This window comes from Streptomyces sp. HUAS ZL42 (assembly GCF_040782645.1).
Classification (GTDB): domain Bacteria; phylum Actinomycetota; class Actinomycetes; order Streptomycetales; family Streptomycetaceae; genus Streptomyces.
The window spans coordinates 9,457,475-9,472,753 of the sequence record NZ_CP160403.1 but is presented as its reverse complement, the minus strand read 5'-3'; the positions used below and the strand labels follow the sequence as shown (position 1 = coordinate 9,472,753).

The following is a 15,279-nucleotide window of genomic DNA, read 5'->3' as shown; positions in this document are numbered from 1 at the left end:
GGACATCGAAACGCACCGCTGCCCCTCGAAGGACGTCCGTGCTTGTGTCTGCGGATCGACGCCGGACGTCCGATCGCGCACGTGGATGCGGAAGCCGGGAGCCCGTCGGCGCCTCGACGTACGCCCTCCCCTCGATCAGTACGCCGCTCTCCGGCCCGGTCACGTCCCCGACCGGCTGCTGTGCCGGCTCCACGTCCCGCTGAGCGTCTGGCGCGATCATCAGCCGCAACAGTTCGGGACCGTCCAGCAGGCCGACGGCGAGAATCCGTCCGTCCCGGCTCCAGGTCCGGACCGCTGCGGCTGTCGCCTCTGCGCCGAACCGCCAGAACCAGCCCAGGTCCCCGGGTGCAGTTGCATCGGCACCCCCTCGTGCCGCCACTGCCGTAGCGCGCCCACAGCTTCGTTCAGCCCGTCGACTCCCGGCTTGCCTGCCCCGATGACACACCACCGCGCCGACAGTCCGCACCCGGTTTCGGGCGGGCCGGCGTGGTGGGGATTCGGGCATTCGGGAAGGGGGCACGAGGAAGGCTCAATGCTGCCGCAGCTCGCGCCATGACCACGTGAGACATGCGCTCATTGGACCGTGTGATGGTGCGGACCAGGCTGCTCTCGCCAGTGGGCCAGGGCGCGCTCGCTCTTGACGGTGTCGGGGTGTTCCCGGCCCAGCACTCGCCGCCGGTCGACTACCAGCTCGGCAAATAACGCGGCGGCGCCCGTGGCGTCTCCCGCCTCGCCTGTCCACAGCGCCAGGTTGTGTCGTGACATGAGCGTATGCGGGTGGTCGGGCCCCTGGATGCGGATACGATCCGGGACTATTTCGGCGAACGCGGCGGCGGCGCCCGCGGCGTTCCCCGCCTTCCCTCGCCATCGGGCCAGCTCATGACGGACATCAAGGGTGACGGGATCGTCGGGACCCAGCACCCGCATGGCGTCGCCGAGAAGTTCGTTGAACACCTCGACGGCACTCAGGTGATCCCCCGCCTCACCCAGGCATAATCCGAGGCTGTGCCGGTAGAGCAGGGTGCGCTGGTGATCCGGTCCCAGCGTCCGACGCTGGTCAGCGACGATGTCGGCGGCAACCGTGGCGGCGGCGGCCATGTCGCCCGCCTCCCTCAGGAAAAGGAAGAGTTCGATGCGCGTGGCACATGTGTCGGGGTGCTCGGGTCCCAGTGCCCGTGACTCGTCGTCCAGGAGTGTCCCGAGCGCAGCCGCAGCGCCGGCGGCGTCATGGCCACGTCGGCGGTTGGCCAGCCGGCGCCGGACGTTGAAGGAGCCCCGGTCGCCCGGACGCCGGAGCCGGAGGAACTCGTCCAGCAGTTCGGCCGCTGATGACGCGCTCGGTATCGTGCCAAGGCCGATGTGCGCAAGCCACGCGTTCAGGCGGTCCTCCCCTGCCAGCAACTGACCGAGGAACCAGAAGGTTCCCTCGTCACGGACCCGGATACGGCTCCGCAGCTCCTCAAGTGCCGCTTCTCGCGCCACGGCTTCGCCGTGGTGATCCAGGATCTCCGCCATCAGCTTGGCCGGCTGCTTGGTGACCGCCGGTTCGCCGAGGCGGTCGACCTCCGCCGTCGCCGGAACCCGGAATTCCGAGTACAGCGCCGGAAGTTGAGCCAGCGTGGCCTCGGCCTGCGGGAGCGACGCCGTCAGGACGTCGTCTGCGACTGCCGCGCCAACGGTGATGTCGACGAGTTCGCGATACACCCGCTCGAAGCTCTGAAGATGACCCGTGATCGCTCGTCCCGGATCCCAGAACGCCTCCGTAACCTCGTAGATGCCTTGTGCGCCGGAGGCGTGGACGTCGGCAATCCCGTCCACCGACACGAGGCCGTCAGGCAGGTCGGCTCGGCACCGGGGCGGAGCGGATTCCCATTCGGGGACGGGCAGCCCGCGTTCGGTCATCTCTCTGTCGATCGCGTCGCGGACCTTCCTCGTATCGTCCAGGAAGTGGTTGATCACGGTCCGGATCTCGTCAGCCGAGTAAACGAAATCATGTTGTGGGAAGGCGACAGCCACCATCGGTGAACTCATCATGCGATCGTCGCCATCGTAGATGATCTCCAGGTCCAGCCCGTACACGTACGTGTCGAAGGTGGGTTTCATGCCGAGGCGTACCTCGAACCGATCCGCCTCTCCCTGCGCAACCACCTGGGACAGGTCGATGACGGCCCGGAAATCGCCGGCGTCTTCAGGCGGCGGTATCGCAGCGTCGTACGTGGCGGACACTGGCAAGGCTGCGCCCATCCAAACGGCGCGGTAGGGCGTCAGCCGCATGCTGGAAAACATGCTCCCGCACCGGACGGCCCGGTGCACGCGCACCACGAGTCGCTTGAGTACGGCCGATTGGCCTCCCGTGTTGCGCACCTTCACATCGAGCACGGGAGACATGTCTCGCGGGCCCGAGGCCGAACCCGACGACGGCGCAATGGTCACGTCGACCAGCTCGACGCGCGACTTCGGCAGGCGCCGAGCGCGAAGCGCCGCCCACGCACCGATGATTGCGGCCGCGATGCCGCCGATCAGCCCGAGAACTGTAGCCAGCACGCGATCGACGTTACAGTCAGATCGTTCGCCTCACCCCCTTTCCGGGGGCAGATCGCGACCGAGCACGGAGCGGACGCGCAAGGCGTGCCAACTCTCCGAAGTCCTCTGTACGGCTGTTGTGGTCGTGGGACGACGACAGTCGCGGCCCGTGGATCGTGTCGCATCAACTGTGGTCGCTGATCGAGGCGTTGCTGCCCGGCCCGGGGGCCGAAGCTGATGGGAGGTCGGCCGCGGGTGCCGGATCGCCAGGTGGTGGTGTGGCGGTAGGTCAGGTGCGAAGCAGGGCGCCCAGTCCCGGGCGGGGCGGGGCTCCGTGACCTGGAACGACACTCGAGCCCTGTCCTCGCGCTCCGGGTCCTCGACCGAGGCGGTTCAGAGACCCGCACGGGTGAACGTCACATGCGTAACTCCGCTGGGCGAGGAGGCGGCCTCGACCTCGTAGTCCTTCTCGAGGCCCTCCAGTCCGTCCCAGAGGCGTACGCCTCGGCCGAGCAGGATCGGGACCACCACAACGTGCATGTGGTCGATGAGCCCGGCGGCAAGGAAGTCGCGGATCATGGCGGGCCCCCCGCCCATGCGTACGTCCTGGCCGCCCGCAGCCTCGCGGGCCGCCTCGAGCGCCTTGGCGGGCGAAGCGTCGAGGAAGTGGAACGTCGTGCCGCCCTCCATCTCGATCGAAGGGCGCGCATGATGGGTGAGGACGAAAGTCGGTGTGTGGAAGGGCGGGTTGGGCCCCCACCACCCTTTCCAGTCCGGGTCCTCGTGCCATCCGGGCGGGCCGAACTTCCCGGCGCCCATGATCTCGGCACCGATCCCGGGCGTGAACCGCCGCGCGAAGGCGTCGTCGAGGCCGCCGGTCCCGCCGGGCTTGCCGGTCATCTCGTGCCAGAACCGGGTGGTGAACATCCACTCGTGCAGCCGTTCGCCGGCGTGGCCGAACGGCGCGTCACGGCTCAGGTTCTCACCGGTGCCGAAGCCGTCGAGTGAGATGGAGAAGTTGTGGACGCGGGCGAGTGACATGAATGGCGACTCCTTTCCTGCGAAGTCCAATGCCAATTCTTCCCCCAAGGTCTCATAGATGCCCTCCATCCATGCTGAACCTGACACACCTCGATGTACCGGAGGCCGTGTCCCGGCTGAAAAGAAGGGGGCGGCAGGAGGACCGGAGAGACTCACAACTTCTCGGCGATGTGCTTGCACCGAGACCGAGTTCGATGCCCTGAGGCTTCTGCTGTCCGCGTTCGAAGAGGCTGCGCAGGCGTTCCACGCTCTCCGGACCCTCGCCGTGCGCCTGAAGGCGGCCACAGCGGCTGTGTAATCACCCGCCAGGGATCGCGGTGGCCGCACCGACGAACTCCTTCGTGCCGGAGATCGCGGCCTTGTCGAAGCCGGCGATGCGGCGGGCGAAGGTGTCGACGAAGTCGTCCAGCTCCCCTCGGGCAGAAGGCGGTTGGCATAGCCGTACTAGGCTGCGAGTCGGGCCGGGAAGTCGTCGCTCAGGACGAACTCACTTCGCGCACCTCGGACACGGCCGTTGATCGCCGAGATCGTGACGGCCGGGACCTTGCTGAGACGCAGGAGGTTGTCCGAAACACGACGACGGTCAGATCGGGGTCCTGCTCAATGTGGGTCACCAGATCGGCAAGCCGCTCAACGGTGTCCAGGTCGACGAGGTGATCGGGGCGTTCTCGAAGGTCACCTTCCAGGAGGACCGCGAGACCACATGCACATGAAACTGCGAGTGATCGCTCATCGCAAAGACCCGAGCAGCTAACTTCAAAAATACAATCCAGGGGGTCAGACGTGATGAGCGTCGTCTGGTGCGGGTGTGGGACTAGCCTTGGAAGTGCTTGGGCGACTTTGGGACGGGTTCTCCCGATGCGGACATGGCCGAGCAGGCTCGCGATATGTTCTCGGCCCGTCCTTCCCGATGCCGTCGGGGCTCCCGAGCAGCGCCCTACTGTGCTGCACCCTCGGGGCACCCCATGCATGGCCGGCAGACCTGCGAATCAGGCAGGAGACAAAGAATGGCTTGGAATTTGAGCGGCACGTATTTCGAGAGCTGCAACTGTGACGTGGTGTGCCCCTGCACCACCTCAGGCCTCACCGCACCCGCCGACGCCGAACGCTGCCAGGTGACCCTCGCGTTCCACGTCGACCAGGGCGAGGTCGATGGCGTGGACGTGTCGAACCGAAACGTCGTCCTCTTCGCCGACGCACCCCGTGTCATGGCCCACGGCGGCTGGCAGGTGGCGCTCTATGTCGACGGTTCGGCCAACGACAGCCAGGCCGACGCGCTGGGCAGGGTCTTCTCCGGCCAGGCGGGCGGGCCGATGGAGACCGTTGCCTCCCTCGTCGGCGAGGTCCTCGGCGTCGAACGCGTCCCCATCGACTACCGCGACGACGGTCGCCGCCACACGGTGGTCGTGGGGGATGCCATCGACATCGAGATCGAGGACCAGGTGGCCCCGCAGTACGGCGAGGACGGCCCGGTGATGAAACTGACAGGCCTGTTCCACCCGGCGAACACAACGGTGACCATCGCCCGATCCACCCGGGCCACCGGCAAGGGCGTACACGGCCGGTCATGGGACTTCACAGGCAGCAACGCCCACGCGGCCCCCTTCTCGTGGGCGGCGTGATCCCACAACGCTCACGTCGGTACAGGCGACTCGCACTGTGCCGGATGCTCTCCGCGGCGGCCGCCGCCTGCGCACGGGCGGTCATGCGCCCGCCGCGGCGGCGCCCGCAGCAGTGAATGGTGGTGTCCCGCAGCGCGGACGACGAACGCGACTCGGCGCCCGCAGCAAGGAGCGTCAGGAGGGGAAACCTCGGCGGCTGGCCGGGTCGCCCGGAAACCCGCGGGCCCAAGAGTGATCACTGAGGTGCGGGCAGGCTCTCAGCGCAGTCCCGAGGACAGCCTGGGCGGCCGGCGCCTCCGCCATTGCAGCCTGACGGAGGGATCAACCCTGAGCGTCAGGTACTGCCGTCAGCGACACATCCTCCATGGGGACCTCGCGACCGTCGTCACTGAGAAACCCCACGTGGACGGCCTGCCCCGTGGAGCGGTTCCGCCGGGAAACAGAGGGACCCGCGGGCCGCGGACGGTGACGGTCACCCCACTGCTGAAGCGCGCCCAGGACGATCTGCAACTCAAGCCCGGCCGACGTCAGGTGATAGCTCTGCCGATGCCTGCTGCCAGCCTCCTGATACGCCAGCGTGCGCAGCACACCGGCGTCAACGAGAACCTTGAGCCGGCCACTGAGCAGGTTTGACGCGATACCGAGGGAGGATTGGATTTCAGCGAACCGGTGCCTGCCGGAGAAGATCTCGCGCAGCACCAGGAGAGTCCACCGATCGCCGAGTATCTGCAGGCTCCGCTCGATGGAGCACGCCGGCTCGTCGTCCAGGGGGCCGGACACTTGCCTTCCCGAGGGCACGGCACTCACCTCCACCTCAACGCCGGGGACTCGCTCCCGCGGTCGGCCACGCCATCAAAGTGACGCTATACACCTAACTTTTTATTCACAATTCAGAGGAAAGGTCGCGGAGCTCACTCTCGGTAGGCCCCGAGACCGGAGGCGCCGCGGAAAGCGGCGGCCCGATCGGAGGGGGCAGCGCCCCGATGACTGTCGGACGCCGATCCACGCGGCCACAGCGAGGTCAAGGCAACTCGCACTCTGTACGCCGCTCACATCCGCTCTACCGATGGCACCCTGCAGCCTCACCTCCACCGATTCCTTGAGTCACCGCCCCCGGAAAACGTGCATGCGTACGGGATCTCAGCCGTGCCAGGATGGCGTCGGGAAGCGAGGTTCTCGTGGACGAGTTGAGGCGATTCCGCCTGGCGCTGGTCGCGTGGGCGGCCGGCGGGGCGGCGGCAGGTGCGGCCGCCGCGGTGGCGCGGCAGCTGGCCGGCGATGTGCGGACGATCGTGCTCGTCGAGGGGAGCAGCGATCAGATCGCGCTCGAAGCGCTGGCCACGCGCCACGGCCGCGACCTCGGTGCGGAGGGCGTCGCGGTGGTACCGCTCGGAGGCGCGACTAACATCGGGCGATTCCTGGACGTGTGCGGTCCTCCAGGACTCGACCTCCCGCTGGCCGGTCTCTGCGACATCGGAGAGGAGCGGCATTTCCGGCGTCATCTGGAGCGGGTCGGGCTCGGGTCCGGTCTCACACACGCCGGACTGGAGACACTCGGATTCCACGTGTGCGTCGCCGACCTGGAGGACGAGCTGATCCGCGCCCTCGGGGCCGAGGGCGTGCAGCAGGTGATCGAGGCCCAGGGCGAGACGCGCCCCTTCCACACCTTTCAGGGTCAGCCGGCCCAGCGAGAACGGCCTGTGGAGCACCAGCTGCGGCGCTTCATGGGTACGCACAGCGGTCGCAAAGCGCTCTACGCGCAGGCGCTGGTTGCGCACCTGGGCCTCGAGCGCATTCCCCGGCCGCTGGAGCGCCTCCTCACGCACGTCTGACACGGTCGACGCCGCCGCCGTGCAGGTGTGCGGCCTCCGCAGAAGACCTGTGCGCCCTCGCCATGCTCGGCGGTGCCTCGAGGCTGGTGACGATCGCCCGGTTCGCGGCTGGTGCGCCCGAGGATGTCCAGGTCGCTCGGGGGCTGGACCAACGAGTGCCGGAGGCCGAATCCGGTCCGGGAAGAGCGCGAAAAGTGCCTGTTACAACGTCGGGTGCCGAGGCCCGGGAAGCGGCATCGCTCCGCGATGCCGAGTTCTTTGATGATCTGGCGGCTCAGTCCGCCCTCATGAAACCGGCGTTCGGGTGTCAGTTTGCGGACGGAGCTTCGGTGCGGTCCCGCACGATGATCTTGCCGGTGTTCTCGCCGCGCAGCATGCCCAGGAACGCGTCCACGATGTGCTCGAACCCGTCGACCACCGTCTCGTCCAGTGCGAGTCGGCCGCTCTGCAGATGCGGTACCGCAAATTCGTACAACTCTTCTTGTACGTCACGGTAGTTGCGGACCAGGAAACCCTCCATGCGGAGGCTCTTCTCCACGATGTCCGCGTAGTTGAAGTGCGGCGGCGGCGCGTCGGGGGTGTTGTACTGGCTGATCGTGCCGATGCGGACGATGCGCCCGAACTCGCGCAGTGCTCCCACCGCTGCGGCCAGTTGCTCGCCGCCGACGTTGTCGACAAACACGTCGATGCCGTCCGGCGCGGCCTTGGCGAGCACGTCGGTGGCGGGCCCGTCGTGGTGGTTGAAGACAGCGTCATAGCCGACCTCCCGCGTGAGGTGGTCGGCCTTGGCCGGCGAGCCCGTACTGCCCACGAGCCGTCCGGCACCGAGCAGCCGGGCGAACCGCCCGGTCGCCGTGCCGACGCCGCCCGCTGCGGCCGACACGAACAGGTCCTCGCCCTCCTTCAGCCGGGCGATCCGGGTCAGGCCCACATAAGCGGTCAGGCCGGTGCCCCCCAGGGTGCTCAAGTACGTCAGTCGCTGGATGCGGGGCACACCGATGTGGGACAGCGTCGGTTTCCTCAGCCGCGGACCCCGTCCAGTTCCGTGCCCCGCGGAACAAGATCTTCCTCGGGTTGTTGCGTCTGCCGAACGGAGACCGGGACGCCGGACGCCCGAGGGAGGATTCTGGACACAGGATGCGGATCCTCAGTGCTGTTGCCGTCCTGGCCGCCGCGAACCTCGTCAACAACTGGCTCGCGCCCGGCCCCTACGCGTACGTGCTCACCTGTGTGGCCGCTACGGCGGTCCTGCTCTTGATCGCCCGCTGGGACGGCCTCACCCTCGCCGATCTGGGACTCGACGCGGCGGGTGTACGGCAAGGACTTCGGTGGGCGCCCGTCCTCGCCGGTGCTGTCCTCGTTGTCCTCCTGCTCCTGCTGGCCCATCCGGCCGGCCGAGAGGTATTCCGGGATTCCCGGGCCACCGGCCTGTCCGTCGGGCAGTTGCTGTGGCGGGTACTGGTGCGGGTGCCGTTCGGCACGGTGTTGCTGGAGGAGACCGCCTTCCGGGGTGTGCTGTGGGCCATGATCCGTCGCCGACGCGGAACGGTGTGGGCCACCGCCGTGTCCTCCATGCTCTTCGGCCTGTGGCATCTGCTGCCCTCCCGCGGCCTCAACCGCTCCAACACCGCCGTCGAAGCGGCCTTCGGACGCGGCTCGGCGGGCGCGGCGGCGACCGTGGCCGTAGCCGTGGCGGCCACGGTCGCCGCCGGGGCGGTCCTGTGCGAGCTGCGGCGTCGCTCCGGCAGCCTGCTGGCGCCGGCGGCGCTGCACTGGGCAGTCAACGGTCTCGGCTACGCGGTGGCCTGGGCGGCGCCCCGGTGGTGGCCCACCACCTGAGCGGCTGGACAGTCGGTACGCGTCACGAATTCGCCCTCGGTGTGCCTCACCCGCCGATGACGGTTCAAGCGCACGAACTGACCGGTGCCGCGCCGCACGGTGACGGCCGCGGCCACTTCCCACACCGTGCCCTGGCGGCCGAACGGGATCCGTTCGAACGATGTGGTTCTCGATGCCCGCTGTGCGGAGACGCTCAGGCCCATTGGGGTGTCGATCAAACCGGGGATGACGAGGATGGCGCGGATGGCGCGTGGCGCCTTCTTCGGCGACACGACGGATCAGCCCGAACAGTCCCGCCTTGGAACTGTCGTTTTCAGGGGAGAGGTCTGGCCCCGCCTCTGCGCGGTGCGGAGGTTCCCCTTCACCCGAACGGGCCAATCCCGCAGATTCTCATCCGCGTCACCAGCACCGTATGGCTGGGCGCACCAGGGGTCTTCCCGGTGATGGCCGACCAGGCGGACTTGGCGCGGGTGCCGCAGGATGGTGCCGGTTGCCCGGCCGGCGATGGTGCTGAGGGTGACCTCTTCCCGTGTGCGGCAAACTGCCGCCCCGTTCTTCGTTCTGGGAGCCCGCATGGCAGTGGTGACGGAGGAGCTAGTACCGGCGCTGGAGGATGCGCGCGAGGCCCATGTCGCGGTCCTCGACCGGTTCCGGGCGGATGCGTCGGTCACGCCGCCGGGCCCGTACCGGCAGATGCTCGAAAGCCAGGCCGACGAGGTCGAGGTCAGTCTGCAGCGCATTCACCATCAGGTGCGCGCTCTCCAGCCTCGGGGCGTATGGGACACGGCGGCCGGTCTGGCGCGGTTCGTCTCGCGGGGAGCGGTGCGCACGGCAATGCTGCCGCTGACGATCGGGGCGAGGATCGTGGCGGACGTGGTGCCCGGCAGGGGCCCGGCCGGTGCGCGGCGGATGCTGAGGAATGCGGAGGACGAGTACGCCGCTACGGCGCGGGCGCTGGCGGCGTGCCGGGCCGGGGAGGTCCTCGCCGAACAGGTTGACGAGCCGGCCACGGCCGAGCTGCTCGGCTCTCTGCGCCGTCAGGACGAGGAGCTGCTGCAGGCGCTGGAGGACAGCCTCGCTGAGCACGCACGTGCCGTTGCGGCATCTACCAACGGCTTCGGCCCGGGTCAGAGTCCCAACGGCGGTCTGGCCGACGCGGCAGCCAAGACGGTGCGGACCGCCTCCGGCAAGGTTCGTGACGTGGCCCAGCGAGGCGTCCAGAAGGCCAAAGATGCAGCAGAAGGTGCGGCACGGGAGACACCGCGGCCCACTCCCATGGCCGAGGAAGTTCTGGGCTCGGTCAGGGGGGAGGAGGATCTGCCGATTCATGGATTCAGCCAGCTCAGCACGGACCAGATCAAGCGGCGCCTGCCCACCCTGTCCCAGGCGGACCTGACGGTGATCGAGGCCTACGAGAGCACGCATGCCGGACGGAAAGGAGTGCTGGACGCGATCGAGCAGCTGCGCGGGGAGTAGCCGTAGGCCGACAACGACGCCATGGACCGGGGCGCTCGGCCCTCGCACCTTCAACACACCGCTCCGGCAGAGTGCTCCGCAAGAGCTCAAGCTCTGTGTTGGCGCGCACGGTGCCCAGGGCGAGGGCGCGGATTCGGCTGCGGCCAGGTCCTCGGCGGGTGTCCCCCCAGATGCGGGGCGGCGGTGCGGGCCGCGTACCGCAACGACAACCTGGGCACAGGGCGGTCACATGACCGGCCGCTCAAGTCCCTGCGACACGTGAGCGGAGTGCACAGGTACAGTGCCCGCGATGGGGGCCGGCTCGCGTCCATCAGTCGGTCGGCCAGGGTGTGCAGATCACCGTCGTGCGCAGACCGGTTCTGCGAGGTGGCGGATCTCCCGGTTGCCCGCGAACTTCGGAGTCAGCGTCAGAGCCCGGGCGACCCAGCCGCGGCGGCGCAGCCGGTGGAACCCCCGGGGGCCTGTACACAGCGATCGGGATCTCTGAGATAGCGTCCTCCTACTCCGGACGAGTGAGGGGGACGTCGTGCAGGTTCAGGTGCGTGGGCAGGGTGCCCGCCGGTGGATCACCTTCGGAGCGATCGCGTTCGGGGCGCTGTTCTTTGTCGTCGGGCTGATCCTTGCGGGGGTGTCGATCTCGTTCCTGGTGGGTGCGGAACGTACCCCGGGCACGGTGGTTGCCCTGGAGTGGCGGAACGACCACAGCGGCGTATCTCGCAAGAAGCGGATGGACGACAAGCCCGTGGCGTACCCGGTGGTCGAGTTCACGTCGGCGGATGGCATGCGGAGGACGTTCCGGGACTCGACGGGCTCCAATCCACCGGCGTACGAGGAGGGTGAGCGGGTCGAGGTGCTCTACCGCGCAGATAGCCCCGAGGACGCGCGAATCAATGGGTTCGCCTCGCTGTGGCTGCTACCACTGATCTTCGGTGGGATCGGGCTGGGTATCGCGGGAGTCGGGACGATCGTGGCACTGGCGACGCGCAGACGTTCCTAGACCACGAGTTCAACCGCGCATCGCCCGCTACGACATCGCGACTCGTCGACGGCAACCGACTGGGCAGCGATCCTGAGGTGCGGTGCGCCGTTCACGATGCGCCGGTTCACGCGGAATTCCTGCGTGATAGTCACCGGGCCAGAAGGCCGGACCAATCGCCGCGCCGGTACGCCTCCCACACTGCACGCTCTCCGACGTCCCATCCGGCCGACGGGTCATCACCCTCCGTACGGTAATTCTGAGTCGAGTGTCTGCGGGTAGCCCCTCAGGCCTCGGGGTCGCGCAGGCCGACGCAGTCGAAGGCCCAGAAGATCTCTGAGTAGACGAAGGTGCCTGTCATCCACGGCTCGTGAGCGGACAACCGGGCGACCTGGAACGCGGCTTCAGGAATACGCAGCGACGGCGAGCGGAAGCCCACGGCGCCGGCAGCCTCGAAGCCGCGCGTTCCGTAGTAGCGCGGTGAACCCTCCAGGAACACCAACGGCGCTCCCTGGTTGTCGGCCGCCGCGAGGGCGTACGCGATGAGCTGGGTACCGATGCCCTGACGCTGGAACTCGGGCACCACGCCCAGCGGTGACAGGGACAGGACGTCCACGATCCGGCGTGGAGCGTCCAACCGCGCCGCGCTCAGCAGGACATGTCCGACGACCCGGTCATCAACGGTGGCGACGAAGGACATCGGTGCCAACGCGGCCTCCGCAACGCGAAGTGCCTCCACGAGCCCGGGAACCCGCTCGCTGTCACCGAAGGCGCGCGTATGAACCTCGCGCACGTCTCGGTGATCGTCAGCGGTCTCTTGCCGGATCACCAGCCCGGTTCCACCGGGAGCGATCCGGGAGCCTCCAGGCGCATCGTGTGACGTCATGGCCGCGAGGGTAGATCGCACGGCGGCTCGTGCGCGAGGCAATTGTGTGCCAGGCCGTACGGGCTGGGTCCAGGGCACGGATGAAGACGAGTGGCGGCCGGCAGTCCAGCTGATCACTCAGACCCTGGGTGCCCGTCCTGGCCCATGGGGCTCGGGAACGCCGTCGTGGTCGCGCCCGCGGACCAATCAGTTTGGGCGGTGATCTGCGGGTTGAGGACCGGACGGAGTAGTAGACGATCCCCCAGCTCGTGATCTGGGCGGCGCACAGGGCGGGCACGGCGCGAGGCCGTGACCGGTCCCCGTCCCGGTCACGGCGTCGCTGGTGTGGACGTCGGTCATCGTGGGATCAGCAGCAGCCGCCCGCGACGGCCGGTTCCTTCGCGCCGGTGTCGGCCTCGGCCGGGCCGGTGCAGCAGGTGCTGCCCTGCTGCTTGGCCAGGGAGTCCGCGTCGGCCTTGACGACGTAAACCTCCCAGGGTTCCTGGCCTGGACCGTGGACCCAGACCTTGTCCTGGAGGGCGTAGCAACAGGTGGTGTCGTTCTCCACGTCGGTGGCAAGGCCGGCCTCGCCCAGCCGGACGGTGGCGGCGTGGACCGCTTCGGTGCTGTCGACCTCGACGCCGAGGTGGTCCATGCGGGTTGCCTCGCCTGCTGCGCCCTCGATCAGGACGAGCTTCAGCGGAGGCTCGGCGATGGCGAAGTTGGCGTAGCCGTCGCGGAGTTTGGCGGGCTCGGTGCCGAAGAGCTTCGTGTAGAAGGCGACCGACGCATTGAGGTCGGCGACCCTCAGGGCGAGCTGTACACGGGATGTCATGGCGAACCTCTCTGGTGGGGTGGGGTTTCAGCAGCCGCCGGAGGAGACCGGGGCGCCGATGCCGATCTGGAGGGTGGTGGGGGCGGCGCAGCAACCGCCGCCGGACTGCTCGGCGTTCTCCGGCTCGTCGAACAGGCCCGCGCCTCCGCACACCCCCGTCTCCGGGAGGGTGAGTTCTACTCGCTCGGCGGCCTCCTGGTCGCCTGCGATCGCGGCGGTGATGGAGCGGACCTGCTCGTAGCCGGTCATGGCGAGAAACGTGGGTGCCCGTCCGTAGGACTTCATGCCGACCAGGTAGATGCCCTGTTCCGGGTGAGAGAGCTCCTTCACGCCGTGGGGGTGGACGGTGCCGCAGGAGTGGACGTTCGGGTCGATGAGCGGGGCGAGGACGGTCGGGGCCTGGAGGCGTTCGTCGAGGCCGAGACGGATCTCGGAGAGGAAGGACAGGTCCGGGCGGAACCCGGTCAGTACGACGACCTCGTCGACCGGGTCGAGGCGGCGGCCGTCTTCGGCGACCAGGACCAGGCGGCCGTCGTCGTCGCGCTCGACGGCCTCGGTGCGGAAGCCGGTGACCGCGCTCGCGTATCCGTTCTCGACTGCGGCCTTGGCGCGCAGGCCGAGGGCGCCGCGTGCGGGGAGCTGGTCGGCCTCGCCGCCCCCGTAGGTGTTGGCGCCGATACCGCGGCGCAAGATCCATACCGCGTGTGTGCCGTCCTCCTCCTTCGCGAGATCGGCGAGGTATGCGAGGGCGGTGAACGCGGAGGCACCCGAGCCGACGACGGCGGTTCGCTTGCCTGCGTAACGGGCGCGTACGGCCGGGTCGTTGAGGTTCGGGACGCGGTAGGACAGGCGGTCGGCGGCCGACTTCTCGGCGAGGGCGGGCAGGCCGTTCGCGCCCACCGGACTCGGGGTGGACCAGGTGCCGGACGCGTCGATGACGGCGCGGGCGGTGATGCGCTCCTCGCCGCCGTCGGTCAGTTGGACGTGCGCGGTGAAGGGTTGCTCGTCACGGCCCGAGTCGACGATGCGATCGCGTCCCGCGCGGGCCACGCCGGTCACGGTGACTCCGTAGCGGACCTTGTCGCCCAGCACGTCGGCGAGCGGCTGGAGGTACTTCTCGGCCCAGTCGCCGCCGGTGGGGTACGTGGTGCCGTCGGGGCGGGTCCAGCCGGTCGGGGCCAGCAGCTTCTCGGCCGCCGGGTCGGTGACCTCGATCCAGGGGGAGAACAGCCGCATGTGCGCCCAGTCGCGTACGGCGGTGCCGGCGGAGGGCCCGGCTTCCAGGACCAGCGGTTCGATGCCGCGCGCGATGAGGTGGGCGGCTGCGGCCAGGCCGGTGGGGCCGGCTCCGATGACCACGACGGGCAGCTGGTCGGTGGTGGAGGCGCTCACGAGGATTTTCCCCTTTGCTTCGACATCCGTCGATCTCTTGCGCTGCCAGCATCGCACCTGTTTCGATGAGCGTCAACATAGATATTCATCGAATCTGAGGCTTACGCGTTTACGCGCTCGAGTGCATTTCCTGGCCGGGCGCGACTACGACAGCCTCACCCGGGTCGCCCCGAGCCGGCTGCGCAGGCGCGGGTCACCCCGGCGGCATGGCATCCGGTCCGCTTCGCGCTGCAGCGCACTCCGGCCGGACCTCGCCCAGCCGGGCGCTCGGCGAACACGGCTACCCCGCCGCCCGGAGGGCGTGAGGCGAGGGCTGCCCTCCGGGCCCTGGCCGGGTTACTTCGACGTGTGTCAACATAGGCGTATGTCGAACATCAAGGCACTGCCGCTGTTGGAGCCCGAGGTCCCAGAGTCTGCAGTGCCCTGTTGCCCGCCGCTGACCGAGCGTCCGCTGAGCGCCGGAGAGGCCGAACGGACCGCCCTGATGTTCAAGGCGCTCGGCGACCCGGTGCGGCTGCGGCTGTTCTCGCTGGTCGCCTCGCATGAGGGCGGCGAGGCATGCGTGTGCGACATCTCCGACGTCGGCGTCTCCCAGCCGACCGTCTCCCACCACCTGAAGAAGCTCAAAGAGGCCGGGCTGCTCACCTCCGAACGGCGCGGTACGTGGGTGTACTACCGGGTGGAGCCGTCGGTGGTCGCTGCGATGGGCCAGATGCTCGGCAGCATGCGCTGAGCCGATTCCGCAGGTTCACGGGCGTCCCGCCTTCAGCGGCCAGCCAGCAGGCCGAAGGCCGAACCTCGCAGATCCTGGGGAGCCGGCACGGCGACAACGGAAGCAGGCCTGTCTCGACGGCGCCGATGCCGGGCCAGGATGAACG

13 protein-coding genes and 3 pseudogenes are annotated in these 15,279 nt (G+C 68.8%); 6 read left to right on the top strand and 10 right to left on the bottom strand.

Features of this window, described 5'->3' with window-relative positions; genetic code table 11:
• Positions 1–97: 97 nt before the first annotated feature.
• The 3 genes and pseudogenes from ABZO29_RS43325 to ABZO29_RS43315 all read right to left on the bottom strand — a co-directional run.
• A pseudogene (locus ABZO29_RS43325) lies at positions 98–408 on the bottom strand (GNAT family N-acetyltransferase); the annotation flags it as partial.
• 165 nt (positions 409–573) lie between these two features.
• A complete protein-coding gene (locus ABZO29_RS43320; protein WP_367325690.1) occupies positions 574–2,544 on the bottom strand; it encodes a tetratricopeptide repeat protein in 1,971 nt (656 codons plus the stop codon).
• 372 nt (positions 2,545–2,916) lie between these two features.
• Positions 2,917–3,564 carry a dihydrofolate reductase family protein gene (locus tag ABZO29_RS43315; RefSeq protein ID WP_367325689.1) on the bottom strand — a complete coding sequence of 216 codons (648 nt, stop codon included), beginning with the start codon at positions 3,562–3,564 and terminating at the stop codon, positions 2,917–2,919.
• 1,007 nt (positions 3,565–4,571) lie between these two features.
• Here ABZO29_RS43315 and ABZO29_RS43310 point away from each other — a divergent pair.
• On the top strand, positions 4,572–5,186 hold the full coding sequence (locus ABZO29_RS43310) for a DUF1326 domain-containing protein (RefSeq protein WP_367325688.1): 615 nt from the start codon (positions 4,572–4,574) through the stop codon (positions 5,184–5,186).
• A gap of 321 nt (positions 5,187–5,507) precedes the next feature.
• On the opposite strand, the gene ABZO29_RS43305 is transcribed toward ABZO29_RS43310, so the two are convergent.
• Positions 5,508–5,966 carry a winged helix-turn-helix transcriptional regulator gene (locus ABZO29_RS43305; protein ID WP_367325687.1) on the bottom strand — a complete coding sequence of 153 codons (459 nt, stop codon included), beginning with the start codon at positions 5,964–5,966 and terminating at the stop codon, positions 5,508–5,510.
• A 398-nt stretch (positions 5,967–6,364) separates the two neighbouring features.
• Here ABZO29_RS43305 and ABZO29_RS43300 point away from each other — a divergent pair, with 398 nt between their 5' ends.
• The gene (locus ABZO29_RS43300; RefSeq protein ID WP_367326401.1) at positions 6,365–7,018 is read left to right on the top strand and encodes a TOPRIM nucleotidyl transferase/hydrolase domain-containing protein; all 654 of its coding nucleotides are present in this window, start codon (positions 6,365–6,367) and stop codon (positions 7,016–7,018) included.
• Between the two features lie 307 nt (positions 7,019–7,325).
• Here ABZO29_RS43300 and ABZO29_RS43295 read toward each other — a convergent pair.
• A pseudogene (locus tag ABZO29_RS43295) lies at positions 7,326–7,988 on the bottom strand (zinc-binding dehydrogenase); the annotation flags it as partial.
• 167 nt (positions 7,989–8,155) lie between these two features.
• Between ABZO29_RS43295 and ABZO29_RS43290 the strand changes: the two are divergent.
• Positions 8,156–8,857, top strand: a complete 702-nt coding sequence (locus ABZO29_RS43290; RefSeq protein ID WP_367325686.1) for a lysostaphin resistance A-like protein — start codon at positions 8,156–8,158, stop codon at positions 8,855–8,857.
• Here the strand turns inward: ABZO29_RS43290 and ABZO29_RS43285 are convergent.
• A complete protein-coding gene (locus ABZO29_RS43285) occupies positions 8,812–9,129 on the bottom strand; it encodes a hypothetical protein (protein WP_367325685.1) in 318 nt (105 codons plus the stop codon). The two genes, ABZO29_RS43290 and ABZO29_RS43285, sit on opposite strands and share 46 nt — an antisense overlap.
• A gap of 301 nt (positions 9,130–9,430) precedes the next feature.
• On the opposite strand from ABZO29_RS43285, the gene ABZO29_RS43280 reads away from it, so the two are divergent.
• Together ABZO29_RS43280 and ABZO29_RS43275 are read left to right on the top strand one after the other, a co-directional pair.
• Positions 9,431–10,333: a hypothetical protein gene (locus tag ABZO29_RS43280; RefSeq protein ID WP_367325684.1), complete on the top strand. Its 903-nt coding sequence runs from the start codon at positions 9,431–9,433 to the stop codon at positions 10,331–10,333.
• 526 nt (positions 10,334–10,859) lie between these two features.
• Positions 10,860–11,330: a DUF3592 domain-containing protein gene (locus ABZO29_RS43275; protein ID WP_367325683.1), complete on the top strand. Its 471-nt coding sequence runs from the start codon at positions 10,860–10,862 to the stop codon at positions 11,328–11,330.
• Between the two features lie 265 nt (positions 11,331–11,595).
• Here ABZO29_RS43275 and ABZO29_RS43270 read toward each other — a convergent pair whose 3' ends face one another.
• The 4 genes and pseudogenes from ABZO29_RS43270 to ABZO29_RS43255 all read right to left on the bottom strand — a co-directional run bounded on the left by ABZO29_RS43270 (position 11,596) and on the right by ABZO29_RS43255 (position 14,401).
• Positions 11,596–12,195 (bottom strand): GNAT family N-acetyltransferase, encoded by a 600-nt coding sequence (locus tag ABZO29_RS43270; protein ID WP_367325682.1) that lies wholly within the window; start codon positions 12,193–12,195, stop codon positions 11,596–11,598.
• Positions 12,196–12,350: 155 nt separating this feature from the next.
• Positions 12,351–12,534, bottom strand: a pseudogene (locus ABZO29_RS43265) (MFS transporter); the annotation flags it as partial.
• Positions 12,535–12,541: 7 nt separating this feature from the next.
• A complete protein-coding gene (locus tag ABZO29_RS43260) occupies positions 12,542–13,009 on the bottom strand; it encodes an ArsI/CadI family heavy metal resistance metalloenzyme (protein WP_367325681.1) in 468 nt (155 codons plus the stop codon).
• A gap of 27 nt (positions 13,010–13,036) precedes the next feature.
• Positions 13,037–14,401, bottom strand: coding sequence for an NAD(P)-binding domain-containing protein (locus ABZO29_RS43255; RefSeq protein WP_367325680.1), 1,365 nt, complete (start codon positions 14,399–14,401; stop codon positions 13,037–13,039).
• Positions 14,402–14,765: 364 nt separating this feature from the next.
• On the opposite strand from ABZO29_RS43255, the gene ABZO29_RS43250 reads away from it, so the two are divergent.
• Positions 14,766–15,134: an ArsR/SmtB family transcription factor gene (locus ABZO29_RS43250; RefSeq protein WP_367325679.1), complete on the top strand. Its 369-nt coding sequence runs from the start codon at positions 14,766–14,768 to the stop codon at positions 15,132–15,134.
• Positions 15,135–15,279: the final 145 nt, after the last annotated feature.